Genomic DNA, 18,503 nt, shown 5'->3' on the forward strand with positions numbered 1-18,503 from the left:
CAGATAGTTGACCAGACTCGCTTCTGCCGGCGGGGGGCGGCGCCGCGCCCCCAAGGAGAAGAAAATATATAAGAAAAAACCCCCCCCCCCCCCCCCCCCACCCCGCCCCCCCCCCCCCCCCACGCCCCCCGACGCCCCCCCCAGCGAGAAATATGGTAAGAGAGGCCCCACACCCCCCGTATCCACCTTCTTCTCCCCCCCCCCCCCCCCCCCCGGCCACCATCCAGCTCGCGGCGACCGCCGCGGACGAAGACGGCAGGATCACCAAGGTGGAGTTTTATAATGGCGCCACGCTCCTGGCGACCGTGCTGACGCCGCCGTACCAGTTCACCTGGAACAATGTCGGCGCCGGCACCTATAGCCTGACCGCCAAGGCCTACAGCACCCAGGGCCTCAGCAAGACCTCGCCGGCCGCCAACGTGACCGTCTCCGTCAACCAGTTGCCGGTCTCAGCCTGCTGACACCGGCCAACAACAGCGCGGTCGGCCCGCCGGGTAACGTCAGTCTTTCCGCCATCGCCTCCGACACCGATGGCCTGGTAGCCAGAGTGGAGTTCTACCGCGACTCCGCCCGGGTCGCGACGACCTTCGATGCGCCGCATCTTGCCGAGGCCTACGGCCTGGCGCCGGGCGTCTACAGCTTCACGGCGCGGGCGATCGACAAGCGCGGCGGCACGGTCGTCAATTGGCTGCCGCCGCTTTCGTCGTGGCGTCATCGAACGCCGTTTCGGAACTCGTCCGGCAGTACGACATGCCGGTGCGTTCAGCCTGACTGACTATCCCGGCGAGAAAATGCTCAGCGATCGCCATAGGTTCGCCGACTGCCGCTGGCGACGCCGCCGTGACTGCCTTTGGCTGCTTCGTGGTACGCTGCGCGGCCCGGGCCGTCTTGCCTGGGCGTGGCAGGTGAGCCGAAACGCTTGTCGCTTCGTCCGCTCGGTTGACTTTGGCTGCGCTTGTCGCCGCTTTTCCAGGCGGACTTGCCGACCGGCCGAGGCTTGACCGGCGCTGGACGCCGGGTCGGCTCATGACCGGCTACGATTTCGACCGGAATCGACTGTTTGGTAAAGCGCTCGATCTTTCGGACGTTGAAGTGTTCGGCGTGATGAACCAGCGAAATGGCCAAGCCGTTGCGACCCGCCCGGCCAGTGCGACCGATGCGATGCACGTAGTCTTCGGCGAACTTCGGCAGGTCGTAGTTGAAGACGTGCGTGATCGTCGGCACGTCGATTCCGCGCGCGGCGACGTCGGTCGCGACCAGAATGCGCACCTGGCCGCGACGCATCGCGGCAAGCGTGCGATTGCGCGCTCCCTGATGCATGTCGCCGTGCAGCGCCGCGGCATTGAGTCCGGCGATGTTGAGGCGGTCGCTGACCGTGTCGGCGTCACGCTTGGTGGCTGTGAACACCAGAGCCTGGTCGATCGTCGCGTCGCGCAGGAGGTGGTCGAGCAGACGGTTCTTGTGCGCGAGATCGTCCACGAAGTGCATGCGTTGCTCGATGTTGTCGTGCCTCGCCGAGCAGGCATCGACCTGGATGCGCAGTGCGGCGCGTGTCATCCGTTGCGCCAGCTCGCCGACGTTGCCGTCGAGCGTCGCCGAGAAGAGCAGCGTCTGACGTGAAGCGGGAGTTGCCGCGACGATTCTCTCGATATCTTCGATGAAGCCCATGTCGAGCATGCGGTCGGCTTCGTCGAGGACCAGGATCTGCAGTTGTGAGAAATCGATCTTGCCCGAGCTCATGTGGTCGATCAGGCGACCCGGCGTGGCGACCAGAATCTCCGGGTTGCGGCCGAGGAGTTCCATCTGCTTGGGGTAAGGCATGCCGCCGAGGATGGCCACGGCGCGCACTTGGAGTCGACGGCCGTACTTCTCGGTCGCCGCACTGACCTGTAAGGCCAGTTCGCGGGTCGGCGTCAGGACCAGCATTTTCGGTTGCGCCGCCTGGAAGCGCCGACGGTCGTGGCCGTGTGGCCGCGCGGCGCTCCGTTCGGCCGGCCGCGCCGTCGCCGGGCGCTCCGGTGAAGCGAAACGATGCAGCGCCGGTAGCATGAAAGCGGCGGTCTTGCCTGAACCGGTTTGCGACGAAACCATCAAATCGTGGCCAGCGATGGCGAATGGGATGGCTTGGCGCTGTACCGGTGTCGGTTCGCTGTAGCCGGAATCGGTGAGTGCGGCAAGGATGGCCGGGTGGAGGCCGATTTCTGCAAAAGTCATTCTCGTCTTTCGTAGGGAGGTGCGGCGTGCTGCCGTCAGGGCAGGCCACGCGGCAATAGAAAAAGCGCAACGCCAACCAACGAAAAAGCTGAGACGACTCTGATCGATCCAGAGAGTTCAGCACCCATCAGCACGGAAGCTTTGTGCCAGGGCGGTGCTGAAGGAATCGACACCAGGAGGCAGGAGGGCTTGAGAGTTACGGCCAGGTTCGCGATGCTCGTCGCACTTGGCAGTCTCTGCTGCCCGGTGCGGCGCGCATTATAACATTGGTCGTTCCGCGGTCCAGAATTCTTTGCCCGACTCCTCGCTCGACTCGGGCAGTTCCCGCAGCCGCGGCGAAAAGATCTCGCTTACCAGTACGGTTTGTCCGGCAAAACCAAAAAGCGAGCGACGGGCCCAAAGGATGGGCGAATCCGCTTCGGCGAGTTGCAGGGCCGCGCACGCCGGCGTGTAGAGCGCGTGGCGATGATCGAGTCGCTGAAAGGTCATCAGGCCACGCGTGAAGCCGGGGTGCGAAAACAGGAGCGCGCCGAGAGAACGATTGCCCAGGCGCGCCAGCCAGACGCTCAGCGGTCCGCGCGGTCGCCGCGGCAGAACGGTGTGCGCGAAGACGACGAGCCGCTCGTCGCAGGTCAGCGCCACCTCTCGCACCCAGGCGAGAGCGCCGGAATCGAGACCGAGCACGCGCGCTTCGTCGGCCGTCGGGCTGGCCAGCTGCTGGCGCAGCACGCGCACGGCGAAACGGCCTCGCGCCTGGAGGCGGGCGGTCAGCGATCCGCGGTTGCGCAACCAGTCGAGCAGCGACACGTTATCGGGCGTGCGCGGCAGGCTGGAGCGCCAGTCCTGCCGGCGAGCGATGGCCATTCCTTTCGACGCGGGGTGGGCGGTGCTTACCGTGGACGCGGGGACTTGTCGATACCGTTGACGCGCGCGCCCGGTTTGATTCCCTTGCCTGCGAACCAGCCGATATTCATTTCGAGCGCGTAGCGCGCGGCTTGCGCGGCGCAGTGGTTGTCTTCCGTCTGCGGCTGCATGTCCTCGATGTTCAGGATGCGTCCTTCGTTGTCGAGAAATGCCACCGAGAGCGGCAGGTAGGTGTTGCGCATCCACATGCAGTGGCGTGCCGGTTGGCTGAAGACGAAGAGCATTCCCTGGTTGGCCGGCAAGCTGCGTCTATGCATCAGACCCCGCGCGCGATGGGCATCGTTGGCCGCCACTTCGGCGTCGATGCGATAGAAACCGGCCGTCAGCTCGACGCGCGGCAATTCTTCCGCCGCCAGCGGCAGCGCCAGCAGACCCAGGGCGAGCATGACAGATTGGTGCATTGCGGACTCCGGCTGTTGGCGGTCTTGTCTCGGGGGAAATAGCGGTCGGTGCGGCGCGGAACGCTGGCGGCCGGCGTTCTGGCTACTTCTTGCGTGCCGTTCCTCTGGGTTTGGCGGGGGCATTGACGGCGGGCTTGGCGGTGGCCCCCGTCTTGGCCGTCGCCTGTGGTTTCGCGGCCCGGGTTGCCGCCGAGTCGGGTTTTCTCGCCGCCGGCGAGCGTGCGGCCGTTTGCGTCGTGGCGGGCGTCGCCAGCTTGGTAGTGGCCTTGCTCGTCGGCTTCGGTGGCGGCGCGGCCTCGCCAAAGCTGACCGGCGCGTCCTCATGCTCGGCGGCTTTTGGTACCGCCAGGCCGGTAGCGCAGCAGAGTGACAATCCGGCAGCAGCCAGGCACCGCCACGGCGTGGAAACGTTCTTTCTCATGGGCAAGCCTCTCGACATTTCGCTTTCGGCGCCAGTGCCCCGTGTGGGCTGCCGCGCCGCCGGCACGGCCCTGATCGCCGATCGTTGATCAGTGGCTGGTTCCCTCGGAACGCGATATTTTATTCCAGACGTTGTACTTGCCGACCGGTTTCCTGGCCGGAATGCGCTTCACCTCCTCAAGCGTTCGGGCGTCGATCACCACCAGGGCGCCGTCCATCTCCCACAGGCTGGCCAGCGCGTAACGTCCGTCCCGCGTGAACTCGACATGCGCGAGCGTCTGTCCGGGTTCCGCCTTGATCTGCGCGACGACTTCGAGCGTGCGCTTGTCGATCACTTGCAGCGTGTTCTTGTGTTGCGGGCTCATCATCGAATCGGTGAAGGCGTACGGAGTGTTTTCGTGGCTGCGCATGAAGAAACCCGGACCGAGCGTCCGGATCTGCTTGATGTTCTGGTAGCTCTCGAGGTCGATGACGGTGACGACGCCTTCATTGAGATTCGGCGAGGCCATCACCGTTCGTTCGCGGCCGGTCGGATCCTTCCACTTCCAGGTGATGCCGGAACCGAGATGCGGCATTCCCGGCAGGTCGAGGTCGGCGATTTTTTTGCGCCCGTCGAGGAAGATTACCTGGCCGCGGGTCGCCGAGCGCGACGAACCGAGGATTTCGTCGTAGCTTTGGGTGAAGAAGAAGTCATCGAGGTGTTGCTCCAGCATCGTCCGCCGGGGAACAAACATTGCCGGGCGAAATTCTCCCTCTTTGTATTGGAAGTCGTGCACCAGCCCTTCGGCGAGCGGTTCGGCATGCGGGTCGTAACTGATCTCCCAGGCCTCTGGAACGTCCTTGAGCGCCGCGACGAAGCTCTTGCGCGGTGCCGCATCGTAGACCGCCGAGACGCGCGATGTCTTGTCGCCGGCCGCATTCAGCGTCGGGATGATCCGGACCAGCGAGAGATCCCGGGCGTCGAGCAGCACCAGGCTATGTGGCAGGTAGTTGGCCACCATGACCCACTTGCCGTCGCCGGAAACCGCCGCATTACGGGTATTGAGGCCAGCGCGTATCTCGGCGACGACCGCCAGGTGGTAGAGATCGTACTTGGTGATCCAGCCGTCACGCGAAGCGAAATAGACGAAGCGGCCGTCGGGCGAGAATTTCGGGCCACCGTGCAGGGCGTAGCGACTCGGAAAACGATGCAGGCGTTCGAGCTTGTCGCCGTCCAGCACGGACACGTGGTGGTCGCCGGTCTCGACGACGATGAACAGGTTCAGCGGATCGGCGCCCTTCAGGCCGGGGCCAGGGGTCGCGGGCTTTTCGGCGGCCAGGGTGTCGACGACTTGCGATCCGCGAATCTCGGTTTCACCCCAGGCCGGCGAGGGGGTGACTTTGGCATACACCCAGTCGGCCAAATGCTGCGCCTCGTCGGCGCTCAGCTTGTCGCCGAAGGCCGGCATCTGTGTCGCAACGCGCCCGTCACGGATCACTTTCACGGCGTCTGCCTTGCGCAAACGTTCGAGGTTCTCCGGCAACAGCGCCGGGCCGATTCCGCCCAGGCGGGATTCGCCGTGGCAGGCGGCGCAGTGTTCGCGGTACAGTGCCGCCACGTCGGCCGCCGCCGGCCAGGCGCCGCCGGCCAGGAGGCTGGTGAGGCAAACCAGCAGCAGAACTCGGCGCGGCGTCATCACGCTCTCCGGATCTTGATGTAGGGGGTCAGGGGAACGCGTTCGCGACCGGGCGCGACGCCGATCTCTTCGTCGTCGAGATAGCAGCCGGGGTCTTCGGCCCAGGCGTCGCCGGTCAGTTGCTGAGCCCGCACACGGGTGTTGCCGTTGCAGATATCGAAATACTGACACTCGCCGCAGCGTCCGGAGACGCTTCGTGGGTGTTGCTTGAGGCCGGCCATCAGCGGATCCGAGAGGTCGGTCCAGATTTCGGAGAACGGGCGCTGGCGAACGTTGCCGAGGCTGTAGTGCCACCACATGGTGTCGGGGTGTACGTCACCGAGGTTGTCGATGTTGGCCACGTTGACGCCCGATGAATTGCCTCCCCACTGCACCAGACGGGCGCGGATGTTGGCCGCCTGTGGCGGAAAGTTCTTCTCCACCCAGTGCAGGAAATACACACCATCGGCGTCGTTGTTGCCGGTAGTAAACTCCTTGCGCAGACCCCGCCGCTGGTAATCCAGGCAGGTGGCGAAGAGCAGATCCATCGCCCAGCGCGTCAGGCGATGCTGGGCGTCGTCCTGGCGGTTGCGGTTGCCGCGGCCAGCGTAGTTGAGATGCGAAAAATAGAAGCGGTCGATGCCCTCATCCTCGATCAGGGCGAGCAGGCGCGGCAGATCCTGCGCGTTGTCCTGTGTCATCGTGAAGCGAACGCCGATCTTGAGGCCTCGGTCGCGGCACAGGCGAATGCCCTTCAATGACGCGTCGTAGGCGCCGGCGCTGCGGCGAAACTTGTCGTGCGTGGCGCCAATGCCGTCGAGCGAGATGCCGACATAGTCGAAATTGCATTCGGCGATGCGCTCGATGTTCGCGGCGTCGATCAGCGTTCCGTTCGATGACAAGCCGACGTAGAAGCCCATCGACTTGGCTCGCCTGGCGATCGCGAAAATGTCCGTGCGCAGTAGTGGCTCGCCGCCCGACAGAATCAGTACCGGAACGCGAAAGCGCGCTAGATCGTCCATCACGACGAAGATCTCGTCGGTCGTCAACTCGCCGGGGAAGTCCTTGTCGGCCGAAATCGAGTAGCAGTGCTTGCAGGTGAGGTTGCAGCGTCGGATGAGATTCCAGATCACCACCGGCGCCGGCGGGTTGCGCCTTGGCCCGGGTTGCTGCGGCGCCGACAGTTCCTGCACGTACTGGGAGAGGCGAAACATTCTGCTGGCCAGGAAAAGGAAATCCGCTCATTAAAGAATACGGCACGCGGCGCCGCATTGACGTGGATCAAGCCACTGAGCCAGCGCAACGGCAAGACGTCGGCGACGGTGGCGCCAGACGGCCCGATTCTCGCACACCTGGCACGACTGGCGACGACGAGTGACACCGTGCGGCGCGCCACGCCCGATTTGCCCGTGCCCGTGCCCGGGCCAGGGGCTTGCACTGCCTGGGCGACGATGGGAAACTGGCGACTCCCTCAATCCGTCAGGAGCACACCATGAATGCGCAGGACATCTCGCGTTGGCAGGATCTGGCCATCCAATACGCCTCGGATTTCGGCATCAAGGTCGCCGCCGCAATTGCTTTCTGGGTCATCGGCCGCTGGCTGATCGGCCGCGTCGGCAGCCTGATCCAGGGTGCGCTGGAGCGCCAGAAGGTCGATGCGACGATCATGCGCTATCTCGGCACGGTGATCAACGTGACGCTGAACATCCTGCTGGTGATCGGCATCCTGGGTTATTTCGGCATTCAGACGACGAGTTTCGCGGCACTCTTCGCCGCCGCTGGCGTTGCCATCGGGCTCGCCTGGTCGGGCCTGCTGGCCAACTTTGCCGGTGGCGTTTTCCTGATCATTCTGCGGCCGATCAAGGTCGGCGACTTCGTGACGGTCGGCGGCATCACTGGGACGGTCAAGGAGGTCGGCCTGTTCGTCTCGGCGATCAACACTCCGGACAACGTGCTGACGCTGGTTGGCAACAACAAGATCTTCTCGGACACCATCCAGAACTTCTCGACCAACCCGTATCGCCGGGTGGACCTCAAAGCGCAACTGTCGGGAGCGGCCGATCATGTCACGGCGATGGCTCTGCTGCGCGAGAAGATCGCGGCGATTCCCAATGTGACGTCGTCGCCGGCGGTGGACGTCGAAATCCTCGAGTTCAATCTCGTCGGTCCGGTGCTGGCCGTGCGTCCCTACTGTCATAACGACCACTACTGGCAGGTCTACTTCGACACCAACCGCCTCATCCGCGAGTCACTCGCGGCGGCCGGTTTCCCGGCACCGATGCCGGCGCAGGTCGTTTTCGTCAATCAACAGTAGGCCGGACGGCAGCCCGCCGGGCAGGTAACCGGGAAGCGACGGCCCGCTGCGATGACGCCCAAGTTCCTGCCCGGCAACCGGCTGACGCTGCTGAACAGCGGCGCCGAGTATTTCCCGGCGCTGATCGAGGCGATCGACGCCGCAACGCACGAAGTCCACCTCGAAAGCTACATTTTCGAGGACGACGTCACAGGACGCGCAGTCGCCGACGCGATGATCCGCGCGGCGCGACGTGGCGTCACAGTCCGCGTCCTCGTCGATGGGTTTGGCGCGCGCGAGTTCGCCGACCGGCTGCAACCGGGGCTCGTCGCCGCCGGCGTACAGGCGCTCGTCTACCGTCCCGACATCGCGCGCTTCCAGTTGCGGCGCCATCGCCTGCGCCGCCTGCACCGCAAGCTGGTGGTGATCGACGGGGAAATCGCTTTCGTCGGCGGCATCAACGTGATCGACGACCTCAATACGCCGCACCAGGTGCCACCGCGCTACGACTACGCCGTACGCGTCGAAGGCCCCTTGCTACGACCGATCGAGGAGGCGCTGCAGCGGCTGTGGGAACTCGTGCTATGGGCCAGACTCAATCGTCGCTACCGCTTGCGCCGCCGCGCGCCTCGCGAAGCGGCCGCACGCGGCACGCAAACGGCGGCCTTCCTGGTACGTGACAACATCCGCCACCGGCGCGATATCGAAGAAGCGTATCTGGCGGCCATCGCCGCCGCGCAGGAAGACATCATCATCGCCAACGCCTACTTCCTGCCCGGCCGCCGCTTCCGCAAGGCGCTGCACGAGGCGGTGCGGCGCCGAGTACGAGTGGTCATCCTGCTGCAGGGGCGCGTCGAGTACCGCCTGCTGCACTATGCCACGCAAGCGTTGTACAGCAAGTTGCTGGCCGCCGGCATTCGTATCTTCGAGTACCAACGCAGTTTCCTGCACGCCAAGGTGGCCGTCATCGACCGGCATTGGGCGACCGTCGGCTCGTCGAACATCGATCCCTTCAGCCTGCTGCTGGCCAGAGAGGCGAACGTCGTCGTTCAGGACGCCGGCTTCGCCGAGGAGTTGCGCAACAGCCTTCGCCAAGCAATGCGAATTGGCGCGCACGAACTCCACGCCGAAAACTGGAAACGGCTGCGCTGGCCGGCCCGCCTGCTGCGCTGGGCGAGCTACAACCTGGTCCGCATGCTGGTCGGGATCGCCGGCTACGGCGGCAAGCGCTGATTCGCCGCGTCAGCGCGCGGACACGCGCCGCGCCGTGCCGGCACCCGCGCCATCGACCACGCCGCGGTCGCCCAGCCCCAGAAGTTGGCCAGCGGCCCGCGAGCGATTTCCGGTGGCACGGGATGACCAAGAAATTCCAGCGCCGCGGCCAGCGGCACGCTGCCGGCCGCGGGGTCGACGGCGCGGGCGCGTGTCTGCTTGGAAAGTTTCTCGCCGCTCGCCGTGGTAACCACCGGTAGATGCGCATAACTTGGCGTCGGTAGTCCCAGGCGCTGTTGCAGCCAGATCTGGCGCGCCGTCGAGTCGATCAGGTCGGCGCCGCGAACGACCGCATTGACGCCTTGCGCGCCATCGTCGACGACCACTGCCAGTTGGTAAGCAAACTGCCCGTCAGCGCGTAGCAGGATGAAGTCACCGACCTCGCGCGCGAGATTCTGCCGCACAAGACCGTGGACCCGGTCCTGGAAACCGATCTCGCCATCCGGGACGCGCATCCGCCAAGCGCGGGCGACACTTGCGCCGGGCAAGCCGGCACGGCAAGTTCCGGGGTAAACCAGTCCGCCGTCCACCGCCGTCGGCGGTGACAGTGCGGCGATTTCCCGCCGCGAGCAGGCACAGGGATAAACGTCGCCATGCGCCTGTCGGTCGAGCAGGACCGCACGATAGACGGCAAGACGTTGGCTCTGGACGAGCACCGGACCATCCCACTCGAAACCGAAGCCTTCGAGAGTGCGCAGGATGGCGTCGGTGGCGCCGGCGACCGTCCGCGGCTGATCGATGTCTTCGATACGCAACAGCCATTCGCCGCCGTTGGCGCGGGCATCGAGATAGCTACCGACGGCGGCGACCAGCGAACCGAAGTGTAGGGGCCCCGTCGGCGAAGGCGCAAAGCGGCCACGGTAGTGCACAGGATCGCCATGCGTGACAGGTCTCGAAAATCTCATGTCTTCCCGGTAACGGCGGACGTGTGGTCGCTGCGCGGCCGGAAACGCCGACCACGGGCCGCCTTTTTATTTGCTCCGGCGCCGGGTAGAATCCAGCGGTCATCATCAGGACTGTGGCCATGACCGCTCGCTTGATCACTCCCTCCGACGCAGCCGCCATTCTCGCCGAGGCGCTGCCGTACATCAAACGCTTCCATGGCAAGACGATCGTCGTCAAGTACGGCGGTAACGCGATGACCGACGAGAAGCTCAAGCAGTGCTTCGCGCGCGACGTCGTGCTGCTCAAGCTGGTTGGCATGAACGTGGTCGTCGTGCACGGCGGCGGGCCACAGATCGAGAGTCTGCTCGGCCGGGTGGGGAAGAAGGGGCGCTTCGTCCAGGGACTGCGAGTGACCGACGATGAAACGATGGAGATCGTCGAGATGGTGCTCGGTGGTCAGGTGAACAAGGACGTCGTAAATCTGATCAATCAGGCCGGCGGCAAAGCTGTCGGGCTGACTGGCAAGGACGGCAGTTTCATTCGCGCCAGGAAGTTGATGCTGGCCAACCAGGACGACGGCGAAGATCTGATCGACGTTGGCCAGGTGGGCGACATCACACAGATCGACCCGTCACTGATCGGGCATCTCGAAGCGGGCGGTTTCATTCCGGTGGTGGCGCCGATCGGCGTCGGCAAGAGCGGCGAAACCTACAACATCAATGCCGATGTGGTGGCCGGCAAGATTGCCGAAATCCTCAAGGCCGAGAAGCTGGTCTTGTTGACCAACACGCCGGGCGTCCTCGATGAAGCGGGCAACCTGATCACCGGCATGACGCCGAAGCAGATCGACGACATGGTCACCGACGGCACCTTGTCGGGCGGCATGCTGCCGAAAATCTCGGCGGCGCTGGATGCCGCGCGCAACGGCGTGAAGAGCGTACATATCATCGACGGCCGTGTCGAACACGCGCTCTTGCTGGAAATCCTGACCGACCACGGCGTCGGGACGATGATCAAGTCTCACTGATCGGGTAACTGTGCTGAAAGCCGCTTCCCTAGTCTGGCTTTTCGACCTCGACAATACACTGCACGACGCCAGTCCGCACATCTTCCCCCATATCAATCGCTCGATGGCAAGCTACATCCGCGAACACTTGGGGGTGGACGAAAACGAAGCGACCCGTATCCGGCAGGACTACTGGCAACGCTATGGCGCTACCCTGCTCGGCCTGATGCGTCATCACGGAACCGACCCGCGGCACTTTCTCGAGTACACCCATCGCCTGCCCGACCTCGAGCACATGCTGATCTTCGAGCCTGGCCTGAAAGCGATGCTTCGCCGTTTGCCGGGGCGCAAAATCGTCTTTTCCAATGCACCGCTGCACTACAGCGAAGCGGTGCTCGAACTCGGCGGGATCCGCGACTGCTTCGCGGCCGTCTATTCGGTCGAGCGACTCCGCTTTCAACCGAAGCCGGCGATTGGCGGTTTTCGTCGCCTCTTGCACAGCGAGCGACTGCCGGCAGAGCGCTGTATCATGGTTGAGGACTCCTTGCCCAACCTGCGTACCGCCAAGCGGCTCGGCATGAAAACGGTATGGGTGAGCCGCGCCACGCGGCGCCCGCCCGGAGTAGACCTGCGTCTGGTTTCAATCCTTGATCTGCCGCACCATCTGCCGCGTTTGCAAGCGGTGACGTGACGAAAGCGCTCTGATCGCCATGTTAGACCCAGGCTCGCCGGAAAAGAAACTGCTTGAATACAAAGCCATTCTCGACGACGCGGGAATCGCCGTGGTGTGTACCTGCCGCCACAGCGTATATCGCTGCAACGCACGTGCCGAGGAGCTTTTCGGTTGGCCGGCGGGAACGCTGCTCGGTCAGCCGGACGCGGTTTTCCTGCCGAGCAACGGAGCGGGCAATTCACTGCGGCAGACGGTGCGTCCGCTGCTACGCGTTGGCAAGGTTGTCGACCTCGAAACCCGCCTGGCACGTCGCGACGGCAGCACTTTCATCGCCCACCTGATCGCCCGCACGATCGAGCCGGCGAATCCCCGCTTGGGAACCGTCTGGATCGTTCGCGACATCACGCCCGAAGTTAGCGCACGCGACAGCAATGCGCGTTTGCTACGCGAGCAGCAACTCATATTCGAGAACGCCGAAACCGGTATCGTGATCCTGCGCGATCGCATCATCCAGCGCTGCAACCGCCGCTTCGCGGAGGTTCTCGGTTATGCCGCGGGCGAGTTGATCGGCCAATCGACGCGTCTCTATTACCCGAGTGAGGAGGCCTGGCTGGAAACCGGCCGCCAGGCCTACGCGGCGATCGCCGAAACCGGCATTTTTCATGGCGACGTCGTTTTCCATCGCCGTGACGGCACGCCTTTCCGCTGCCACATCACCGGCAGCATGATGAATCGGGAGAACCCCGATGAAGGTTACGTCTGGCTCTACGAAGACATCAGCGAGAAGCACGCGGCGGCGGCGGCGATGGATGCCCTGCTGCGGGAACACACGCTGATCTTCGAAGGAGCGCCGATCGGGATTGCCTTTGTGCGCAATCGCATCATTCAGCGCTGCAATCCGAGTCTGGAAAGGATCTTCGGCTACGCGCCGGGACAATTGATCGGCCAATCGACACGCCGCTTCTTTTCGAGCGAACATGCCTGGCGGGAGAAAGGTGAGCAGGCTCGCCTGATGATCGAGGATTGCGGCAACTTCGCCGATGAACTGGAGTACCGCAAGGCCGATGGAACGCCGATCTGGTGTCAGGTCACCGGCAGCCTGGCCAACCCGGAGAACCGCGACGAGGGGCACGTCTGGCTGTTCGAGGACGTCACCGAGCGGCGTCAGGCAAGCCGGGCGATGGATGCCCTGTTGCGCGAGCAGACCTTGATTTTCGAACGCGCCCCGATCGGCATCGCTTTTCTGCGGGACCGTATCGTCAAGCGCTGCAATCCGAGTTTCGAGAGGATACTGGGCTATCAGCCGGGAGAACTGATAGGGCAGTCGACCCGCATCTGTTTTGCCAGCGAAGCGGCTTGGCGGGAAACCGGCGAGCGTGCTCATGCGGTGATCGCCGAACAGGGAAAATTCGTCAGCGAGGTCGAATACCGCAACGCCAAAGGGCTGCCGATCTGGTGCCAGGTCACCGGCAGCCTGCTCGATCCGGCAAACCCCGACGAAGGCCATGTCTGGTTGTTCGAGGACGTCACGGCTCGCCGGGCCGCCGAAGAGGCGCTGCGACAGAGTCATTTGCAACTCGAGCAACGGGTCGCCGAACGCACGCTCGAGTTGTCGCAACAGCTTCATTTCCTGCGCCAACTCATCGAAGCCATCCCCGGGCCGGTGTTCTACAAAAGCCGGGAAGGGCGCTACCTCGGCTGCAATCAGGCCTTCCTCAGAATGATCGGCAAAACGCGCGAGCAAGTCGTCGGAGCGACCGTCTACGATTTCGCCCCCAGGAATCTTGCCGATCAAGAGCAAGCGGCCGACGACGAACTCTTCGAACGTTCCGGTTCGCACGTATACGAATCTCAGGTGCTCGATGCCCAGGGCCAGGTCCGTGAGGTCATCGTCCACAAGGCAACCTACGGCCAGCGCGGCGAAACCGGTGGCGGATTGGTCGGCGTGATGCTCGACATCACCGAACGCAAACGAATGGAAACGCGCCTCCAGCAAGCGGCGACGGTTTTCGACAGCAGTACCGAAGGCATCACCATTACCGCGCCGGACGGAAACATCATTGCCGTCAACCGCGCTTTCACCGAGATTACTGGCTACAGCGAAGAAGAGGTCATCGGGCGTAACCCGAGAATCCTCCAGTCCGGGCTGCAGGATCGTGCTTTCTATTTGGACATGTGGCAAACGCTGAGCAGTTGCGGACGCTGGCAGGGCGAACTGTGGAACCGGCGCAAGGACGGCCGCTCGTTTCTCGAGTCGTTGACGATCAGCAGCGTCAAGGACAAGGACGGCCGCTTGACACACTACGTCGGCGTCTTTTCGGACATCACCGAACTACGCCGGGCGCACGATCAACTCGATCATCAGGCGCACCACGACCCTCTGACCGGCCTGCCCAATCGCCTGCTGCTTGGCGACCGGCTGCACAAGGCGCTGCAGCGCGCACACCGCGACGGGACCGGACTCGCCGTGCTGTTCATCGATCTCGATCGTTTCAAGAACATCAACGACACACTCGGCCATCAGGTCGGCGATCGCGTGTTGTGCGAAGTCGCCTGGCGACTCAGCCGGCAGATGCGCGAATCGGATACCGTCGGCCGACTGGGCGGCGACGAGTTCCTGATCGTCATCGAGGATATCAGCCAGCCGACGGACGTCTCGCACATCGCCGACAAGATCCTCAACGTTCTGCAGGCATCGCCGGTTACCGTCGAGCATGAGTTCTTCGTTGGCGCCAGCATTGGCATCAGCGTTTTCCCGCAGGACGGAGCGGATGCCGAAACCTTGATGAAGAATGCCGACGTCGCGATGTATCGGGCCAAGGAGCGTGGCCGTAACGCCTACGAATTCTTTACCAAAGACCTGACCCAGACTTCGCTCGCCCGCCTGCAGATGGAAACCGATTTGCGGCGGGCGATCGAGCGTGGCGAACTACGCGTTTATCTGCAGCCGCAATTCTCGCTTTCTGACGGCGAAGTGGTCGGTGCCGAAGCGCTGGTGCGCTGGGTGCACCCACAGCAGGGGCTGGTGATGCCTGGGGAGTTCATCAAGCTGGCCGAAGAGTCCGGCCTCATCGTACCGATCGGTGAATGGGTTCAGGCGACGGCGGCCTGTCAGTGGGCCGCCTGGGTGGCCGCCGGCTACCGGCCGGGAGTCCTCTCGGTCAACGTGTCGGGCGTCGAGTTCGCGCGTGGGCGAATCCAGGAAACCGTACGCCGAACCCTTGAGCTGTCGCGCCTGCCAGCCCGTCTCCTCGAACTCGAAATCACCGAGAGCGCGATCATGAACCAGGCCGAGAATAGTGTCCAAGTGCTGGGCAATCTCAGGGCGATGGGCGTCAGCCTGGTGATCGACGATTTTGGTACCGGCTACTCCTCTCTCGCTTACCTCAAGCGTCTACCCTTGAACAAGTTGAAGGTCGACCAAAGCTTCGTGCGTGGCTTGCCCAACGATACCGAGGATTGCGCCATCGCACGTGCGGTGATTGCCTTGGGCCATAGTTTGCAGCTGACAGTCATTGCCGAAGGGGTCGAGAGCAACGCGCAATGCGTTTTCCTGACCGGCGAAGGCTGTGACGAAATGCAGGGCTACCTGCGCGGCCGGCCGATGCCCTTTGCCGAGTATCAGGCGCGCTTCTTCGATGGCTGAGCCTTTCACGCCCGGCCCGGCGCGGCGACTGGCTTTTGTCGATGCCTTGAAAGCGCTGGCCTCGCAATTGATCGTCCTGCATCACCTGGCCTTTTACGGACCGCTCTCCGATCAGGCCTACCCGCTGCTGCCAGCCCTGATTTCCGGTCTGAGCCAGCATGCACGCCTCGCCGTGCAGGCCTTTCTGGTTATTGGCGGCTTTCTCGCTGCGCAAGGTCTGGCTCCCGCCGGCACGCTGCTGACGACCCGGCCGCTGCGGCTTCTTTGGCAGCGCTATCTGAAACTGGTCGTGCCTTATCTGGCTGCCGTATTGCTCGCCATCGGCTGTGCCGCCGTCGCCCGCGGTCTGATGACGCACGACTCGCTGCCGGGCCCGCCAACGCTGCCGCAGGTCGTCGCGCATGCGCTTCTGCTACAGAGCCTCCTCGGCTACGAGGGTCTGTCGGCGGGGGTCTGGTACGTCGCCATCGACTTCCAACTCTATCTCTTGCTGGTCGGCATACTCTGGCTGGCGCGCCGCCTCGCGCGCGATGCCGCGCGCGTCGCCCTACTTGGCCGCCTGCTGGTTGCCGTTCTGGCGCTGGCGTCGCTGTACCATTTCAATCGCGACCCCGATTGGGATAGTTGGGGTGTCTATTTCTTCGCTTCCTACGCGCTGGGGGCGCTGGTCTACTGGGTGTCGAATCGGTCAGCGGCCGCCGGTTGGCTGTTGCTCATCGTCGCTGCCGTGATCGCCGCGCTGCTTCTGGACTACCGGTCACGCATCGCCCTGGCCCTGGCCGTGGCTTTGGTGCTGGCGCTGGCGCGCCGAACCGGCTTCATCGAAAGCTGGCCCGGTGGGCGCTGGATCGCCCGCCTGGGGAAGATCTCCTACTCGGTATTCCTGGTCCACTTCCCGGTTTGTCTGGTGATCAGCGGCCTGTTCGCGCGCTTTGCCACGCCTGATCCAACGGTCGGCCTGATCGGGATGCTCGTCGCCTGGCTGGCCAGCCTGATCGCCGGCGCGCTGTTCTACCGCCTTGTCGAAAGCCGCTTGCCGAGCGTTCTTCGTCGCTTTGGCCCGACGTTCGCGTTCAGTCGGAAGACTTGAGCCAAGTCGCCGCCGCGAGGGCGAAGTAACTCAGGATGCCGTCGGCACCCGCCCGTTTGAAAGCCAGCAGCGTTTCGAGAACGCAGGCCTGCTCGTTCAACCAACCTGCCTGTGCCGCTGCCTTGAGCATGGCATACTCGCCGCTGACCTGGTAGACGTAGGTGGGAAACTGGAACTCGTCCTTCACCCTTCGAACGATGTCGAGGTAAGGCATTCCCGGTTTGACCATCACCATGTCGGCTCCCTCCGCGATGTCGAGCGCCACTTCGCGCAGCGCTTCGTTGCTGTTGGCCGGGTCCATCTGGTAGGTATGCTTGTCGCCCCGGCCAAGGTTGCCGGCCGAACCCACCGCGTCGCGGAAGGGGCCGTAGAAGTTGGACGCGTACTTGGCCGAATAAGCGAGAATTCGCGTGTGCACCTGTCCAGCCGCATCGAGTTCGCGGCGGATGCGGGCCACCCGGCCGTCCATCATGTCCGAGGGCGCCACCACGTCGGCCCCGGCCTGCGCATGAAGCAGCGCCTGTCGCGCCAGGACCTCGAGCGTTTCGTCGTTCAACACGTAGGCGCGCGGATCGTCGGCGTCGATCAGGCCGTCCTGCCCGTGGCTGGTATAGGGGTCGAGAGCGATGTCGGTGATCACGCCAAGCTCGGGAAATTCCTTCTTCAGCGCGACGACGACGCGCGGCACCAGGCCATCGGGGTTGTACGCCTCTTCGGCTCCCGGCGTCTTGCCGGCGGCATCGATCACCGGAAACACGGCGAGCGCCGGAATGCCGAGGCCGAGCGTCTGCTCGGCCGTTTTCAGCAGCCGGTCGATGCTCTGCCGTTCGATTCCCGGCATCGAAGGGACGGGCTCGCGGCGCCCGACGCCTTCCAGCACAAATACCGGGTAGATCAGGTCATCGGCCGCCAGGCGCGATTCGCGCATCAGGCGACGCGAGAAAGCGTCGCGGCGCATGCGACGCAGGCGCGTCGCCGGGAAGTTTCCTGGATAGTTCATGGATTAGCGTCGTGAATGGTTTGCGTGACAACATAGAGACAATTGATCGAAAGACCGATCCGACCCGGGAACTCCCGGGTCGACGGCCAACTCCTAGTCAACGGATGGCTAGGCCATCTCCCGCTTTACCTCCCTGAGCGGGTGCCTTATCCCCTTAAGGCATGTCTTGCCCCCGGCCCCCCTTGCCGGGGGTTTTTTTTAACGAGCACGGCCGACGCCACGGGCAGTACGAGCGCTCCAGCCGACAGTTCCACGCGGTTTCTGGCGCGCCTTTCGTGCCGTGGCCAGAGCGGTCGGCGGTGGCCGCTCTTCGCGCACCGCCAAGCCGAGCCAGTTGGCCAGAACAGCTTCCGCCTCGGGGACGCCCGACTTTTTCAGGCTGGAGAAAAGCTGCACCGTGCAGTTGCCGCCCAACTCGCGCAGGCCCGATCTTACATCGCGCAGGACCAATAGCTGTTGCTGCCGACTCAGCTTGTCGGCCTTCGACAACAAGATATGAATCGGCTTGCCGGTTGGTGCGAACCAGCCGAGCATTTGTAAATCGAGCTCGGTCAGCGGGTGGCGACTATCCATGATCAGAACCAGACCGCGCAGCGCTTCGCGTTGCCGCAGGTAGGGTGCGATCAAACCGTCCCATTGGCCCCTGACGTCCTCCGGTACCTTGGCAAAACCGTAGCCTGGCAGGTCGACGAAATACTTGCCGTCGGCGAGTCGGAAATAGTTCAGATGCTGTGTTCGACCCGGCGTCTTCGAAACGAAGGCCAACCGCGAGTGATTGGCCAGCGTGTTGAGCGCCGATGACTTTCCGGCGTTCGAACGTCCGCCAAAAGCGACCTCGCATTGCGCGTCCACCGGCAGATCAGTCAGCTCGGCAACCGTCGTGTGAAAGACAGCTTGCTGGAATAGGGGCATGATGGACGAGGGCCGCTAGGCAGGATGGGCTGGGAGCAAGCCCCGGTGGTGGTCCAATACGCCACCGGGGCGTCTGGTCGGCCAACGACCGGGAATGCTCGCCATTATAGAA

General features: G+C 63.9%; 17 protein-coding genes and 1 pseudogene. 9 read left to right on the forward strand and 9 right to left on the reverse strand.

Features of this window, described 5'->3' with window-relative positions; genetic code table 11:
* Window positions 1-79: 79 nt before the first annotated feature.
* Window positions 80-214: pseudogene (locus Q1M07_RS10880) on the reverse strand (RNA-binding protein); the annotation flags it as partial.
* Window positions 215-269: 55 nt separating this feature from the next.
* Between Q1M07_RS10880 and Q1M07_RS10885 the strand changes: the two are divergent.
* A complete protein-coding gene (locus tag Q1M07_RS10885; protein ID WP_300453861.1) occupies window positions 270-461 on the forward strand; it encodes an Ig-like domain-containing protein in 192 nt (63 codons plus the stop codon).
* Window positions 458-775 carry an Ig-like domain-containing protein gene (locus Q1M07_RS10890; protein WP_366984079.1) on the forward strand — a complete coding sequence of 106 codons (318 nt, stop codon included), beginning with the start codon at window positions 458-460 and terminating at the stop codon, window positions 773-775. Before Q1M07_RS10885 ends, Q1M07_RS10890 begins: the two co-directional genes overlap by 4 nt.
* 20 nt (window positions 776-795) lie before the next feature.
* On the opposite strand, the gene Q1M07_RS10895 is transcribed toward Q1M07_RS10890, so the two are convergent.
* The 3 genes from Q1M07_RS10895 to Q1M07_RS10905 all read right to left on the reverse strand — a co-directional run bounded on the left by Q1M07_RS10895 (window position 796) and on the right by Q1M07_RS10905 (window position 3,539).
* Window positions 796-2,214: a DEAD/DEAH box helicase gene (locus Q1M07_RS10895; protein WP_300453865.1), complete on the reverse strand. Its 1,419-nt coding sequence runs from the start codon at window positions 2,212-2,214 to the stop codon at window positions 796-798.
* A gap of 258 nt (window positions 2,215-2,472) precedes the next feature.
* On the reverse strand, window positions 2,473-3,078 hold the full coding sequence (locus tag Q1M07_RS10900) for a chorismate lyase (protein WP_300453868.1): 606 nt from the start codon (window positions 3,076-3,078) through the stop codon (window positions 2,473-2,475).
* Window positions 3,079-3,104: 26 nt separating this feature from the next.
* Window positions 3,105-3,539: a DUF192 domain-containing protein gene (locus Q1M07_RS10905; RefSeq protein ID WP_300453870.1), complete on the reverse strand. Its 435-nt coding sequence runs from the start codon at window positions 3,537-3,539 to the stop codon at window positions 3,105-3,107.
* An 89-nt stretch (window positions 3,540-3,628) separates the two neighbouring features.
* Between Q1M07_RS10905 and Q1M07_RS10910 the strand changes: the two genes are divergently transcribed.
* Window positions 3,629-4,048 (forward strand): hypothetical protein, encoded by a 420-nt coding sequence (locus tag Q1M07_RS10910; protein ID WP_300453872.1) that lies wholly within the window; start codon window positions 3,629-3,631, stop codon window positions 4,046-4,048.
* Here Q1M07_RS10910 and Q1M07_RS10915 read toward each other — a convergent pair whose 3' ends face one another.
* Window positions 4,049-5,635 carry a nitrite reductase gene (locus Q1M07_RS10915; protein ID WP_300453875.1) on the reverse strand — a complete coding sequence of 529 codons (1,587 nt, stop codon included), beginning with the start codon at window positions 5,633-5,635 and terminating at the stop codon, window positions 4,049-4,051.
* Window positions 5,635-6,828, reverse strand: coding sequence for a heme d1 biosynthesis radical SAM protein NirJ (gene nirJ, locus Q1M07_RS10920; RefSeq protein ID WP_300453877.1), 1,194 nt, complete (start codon window positions 6,826-6,828; stop codon window positions 5,635-5,637). The genes Q1M07_RS10915 and nirJ overlap by 1 nt, the downstream gene beginning before the upstream one ends.
* A gap of 278 nt (window positions 6,829-7,106) precedes the next feature.
* Between nirJ and Q1M07_RS10925 the strand changes: the two genes are divergently transcribed.
* Both Q1M07_RS10925 and clsB read left to right on the forward strand, forming a co-directional pair.
* The gene (locus tag Q1M07_RS10925; protein WP_300453879.1) at window positions 7,107-7,928 is read left to right on the forward strand and encodes a mechanosensitive ion channel family protein; all 822 of its coding nucleotides are present in this window, start codon (window positions 7,107-7,109) and stop codon (window positions 7,926-7,928) included.
* A gap of 51 nt (window positions 7,929-7,979) precedes the next feature.
* Window positions 7,980-9,140 (forward strand): cardiolipin synthase ClsB, encoded by a 1,161-nt coding sequence (gene clsB / locus Q1M07_RS10930; protein ID WP_300453882.1) that lies wholly within the window; start codon window positions 7,980-7,982, stop codon window positions 9,138-9,140.
* Here clsB and gluQRS read toward each other — a convergent pair.
* A complete protein-coding gene (gene gluQRS / locus Q1M07_RS10935; RefSeq protein WP_300453884.1) occupies window positions 9,122-10,084 on the reverse strand; it encodes a tRNA glutamyl-Q(34) synthetase GluQRS in 963 nt (320 codons plus the stop codon). The genes clsB and gluQRS overlap by 19 nt on opposite strands.
* A gap of 119 nt (window positions 10,085-10,203) precedes the next feature.
* Here gluQRS and argB point away from each other — a divergent pair, with 119 nt between their 5' ends.
* Genes argB through Q1M07_RS10955 form a run of 4 tightly spaced genes read left to right on the forward strand, consistent with a single transcriptional unit; the run spans window position 10,204 to window position 16,479 of the window.
* Entirely contained in the window at window positions 10,204-11,091 is an 888-nt protein-coding gene (gene argB / locus Q1M07_RS10940) for an acetylglutamate kinase (RefSeq protein ID WP_300453887.1), read from the forward strand.
* A 10-nt stretch (window positions 11,092-11,101) separates the two neighbouring features.
* The gene (locus Q1M07_RS10945; RefSeq protein ID WP_300453890.1) at window positions 11,102-11,761 is read left to right on the forward strand and encodes a pyrimidine 5'-nucleotidase; all 660 of its coding nucleotides are present in this window, start codon (window positions 11,102-11,104) and stop codon (window positions 11,759-11,761) included.
* Between the two features lie 19 nt (window positions 11,762-11,780).
* Entirely contained in the window at window positions 11,781-15,389 is a 3,609-nt protein-coding gene (locus Q1M07_RS10950) for a PAS domain S-box protein (RefSeq protein WP_300453892.1), read from the forward strand.
* Entirely contained in the window at window positions 15,382-16,479 is a 1,098-nt protein-coding gene (locus Q1M07_RS10955; RefSeq protein ID WP_300453893.1) for an acyltransferase, read from the forward strand. The genes Q1M07_RS10950 and Q1M07_RS10955 overlap by 8 nt, the downstream gene beginning before the upstream one ends.
* On the opposite strand, the gene hemB is transcribed toward Q1M07_RS10955, so the two are convergent.
* Both hemB and yihA read right to left on the reverse strand, forming a co-directional pair.
* Complete coding sequence (gene hemB, locus Q1M07_RS10960) at window positions 16,463-17,479, reverse strand: porphobilinogen synthase (RefSeq protein WP_300453895.1); 1,017 nt, start codon at window positions 17,477-17,479, stop codon at window positions 16,463-16,465. The genes Q1M07_RS10955 and hemB overlap by 17 nt on opposite strands.
* 198 nt (window positions 17,480-17,677) lie before the next feature.
* A complete protein-coding gene (gene yihA, locus Q1M07_RS10965) occupies window positions 17,678-18,391 on the reverse strand; it encodes a ribosome biogenesis GTP-binding protein YihA/YsxC (RefSeq protein ID WP_300453896.1) in 714 nt (237 codons plus the stop codon).
* Between the last annotated feature and the right edge of the window lie 112 nt (window positions 18,392-18,503).

Source organism: Accumulibacter sp. (assembly GCF_029255285.1).
In the GTDB taxonomy this organism is placed as follows: Bacteria; Pseudomonadota; Gammaproteobacteria; order Burkholderiales; family Rhodocyclaceae; genus Accumulibacter.

Excerpts from the sequence above, each read along its gene's own strand:
- Q1M07_RS10895 (WP_300453865.1), bottom strand. The coding sequence starts at position 2,214 with ATGACTTTTGCAGAAATCGGCCTCCACCCGGCCATCCTTGCCGCACTC.
- Q1M07_RS10900 (WP_300453868.1), bottom strand. The coding sequence starts at position 3,078 with ATGGCCATCGCTCGCCGGCAGGACTGGCGCTCCAGCCTGCCGCGCACG.
- Q1M07_RS10905 (WP_300453870.1), bottom strand. The coding sequence starts at position 3,539 with ATGCACCAATCTGTCATGCTCGCCCTGGGTCTGCTGGCGCTGCCGCTG.
- Q1M07_RS10915 (WP_300453875.1), bottom strand. The coding sequence starts at position 5,635 with ATGACGCCGCGCCGAGTTCTGCTGCTGGTTTGCCTCACCAGCCTCCTG.
- nirJ (WP_300453877.1), bottom strand. The coding sequence starts at position 6,828 with ATGTTTCGCCTCTCCCAGTACGTGCAGGAACTGTCGGCGCCGCAGCAA.
- Q1M07_RS10925 (WP_300453879.1), top strand. The coding sequence starts at position 7,107 with ATGAATGCGCAGGACATCTCGCGTTGGCAGGATCTGGCCATCCAATAC.
- clsB (WP_300453882.1), top strand. The coding sequence starts at position 7,980 with ATGACGCCCAAGTTCCTGCCCGGCAACCGGCTGACGCTGCTGAACAGC.
- gluQRS (WP_300453884.1), bottom strand. The coding sequence starts at position 10,084 with ATGAGATTTTCGAGACCTGTCACGCATGGCGATCCTGTGCACTACCGT.
- argB (WP_300453887.1), top strand. The coding sequence starts at position 10,204 with ATGACCGCTCGCTTGATCACTCCCTCCGACGCAGCCGCCATTCTCGCC.
- Q1M07_RS10950 (WP_300453892.1), top strand. The coding sequence starts at position 11,781 with ATGTTAGACCCAGGCTCGCCGGAAAAGAAACTGCTTGAATACAAAGCC.
- Q1M07_RS10955 (WP_300453893.1), top strand. The coding sequence starts at position 15,382 with ATGGCTGAGCCTTTCACGCCCGGCCCGGCGCGGCGACTGGCTTTTGTC.
- hemB (WP_300453895.1), bottom strand. The coding sequence starts at position 17,479 with ATGAACTATCCAGGAAACTTCCCGGCGACGCGCCTGCGTCGCATGCGC.
- yihA (WP_300453896.1), bottom strand. The coding sequence starts at position 18,391 with ATGCCCCTATTCCAGCAAGCTGTCTTTCACACGACGGTTGCCGAGCTG.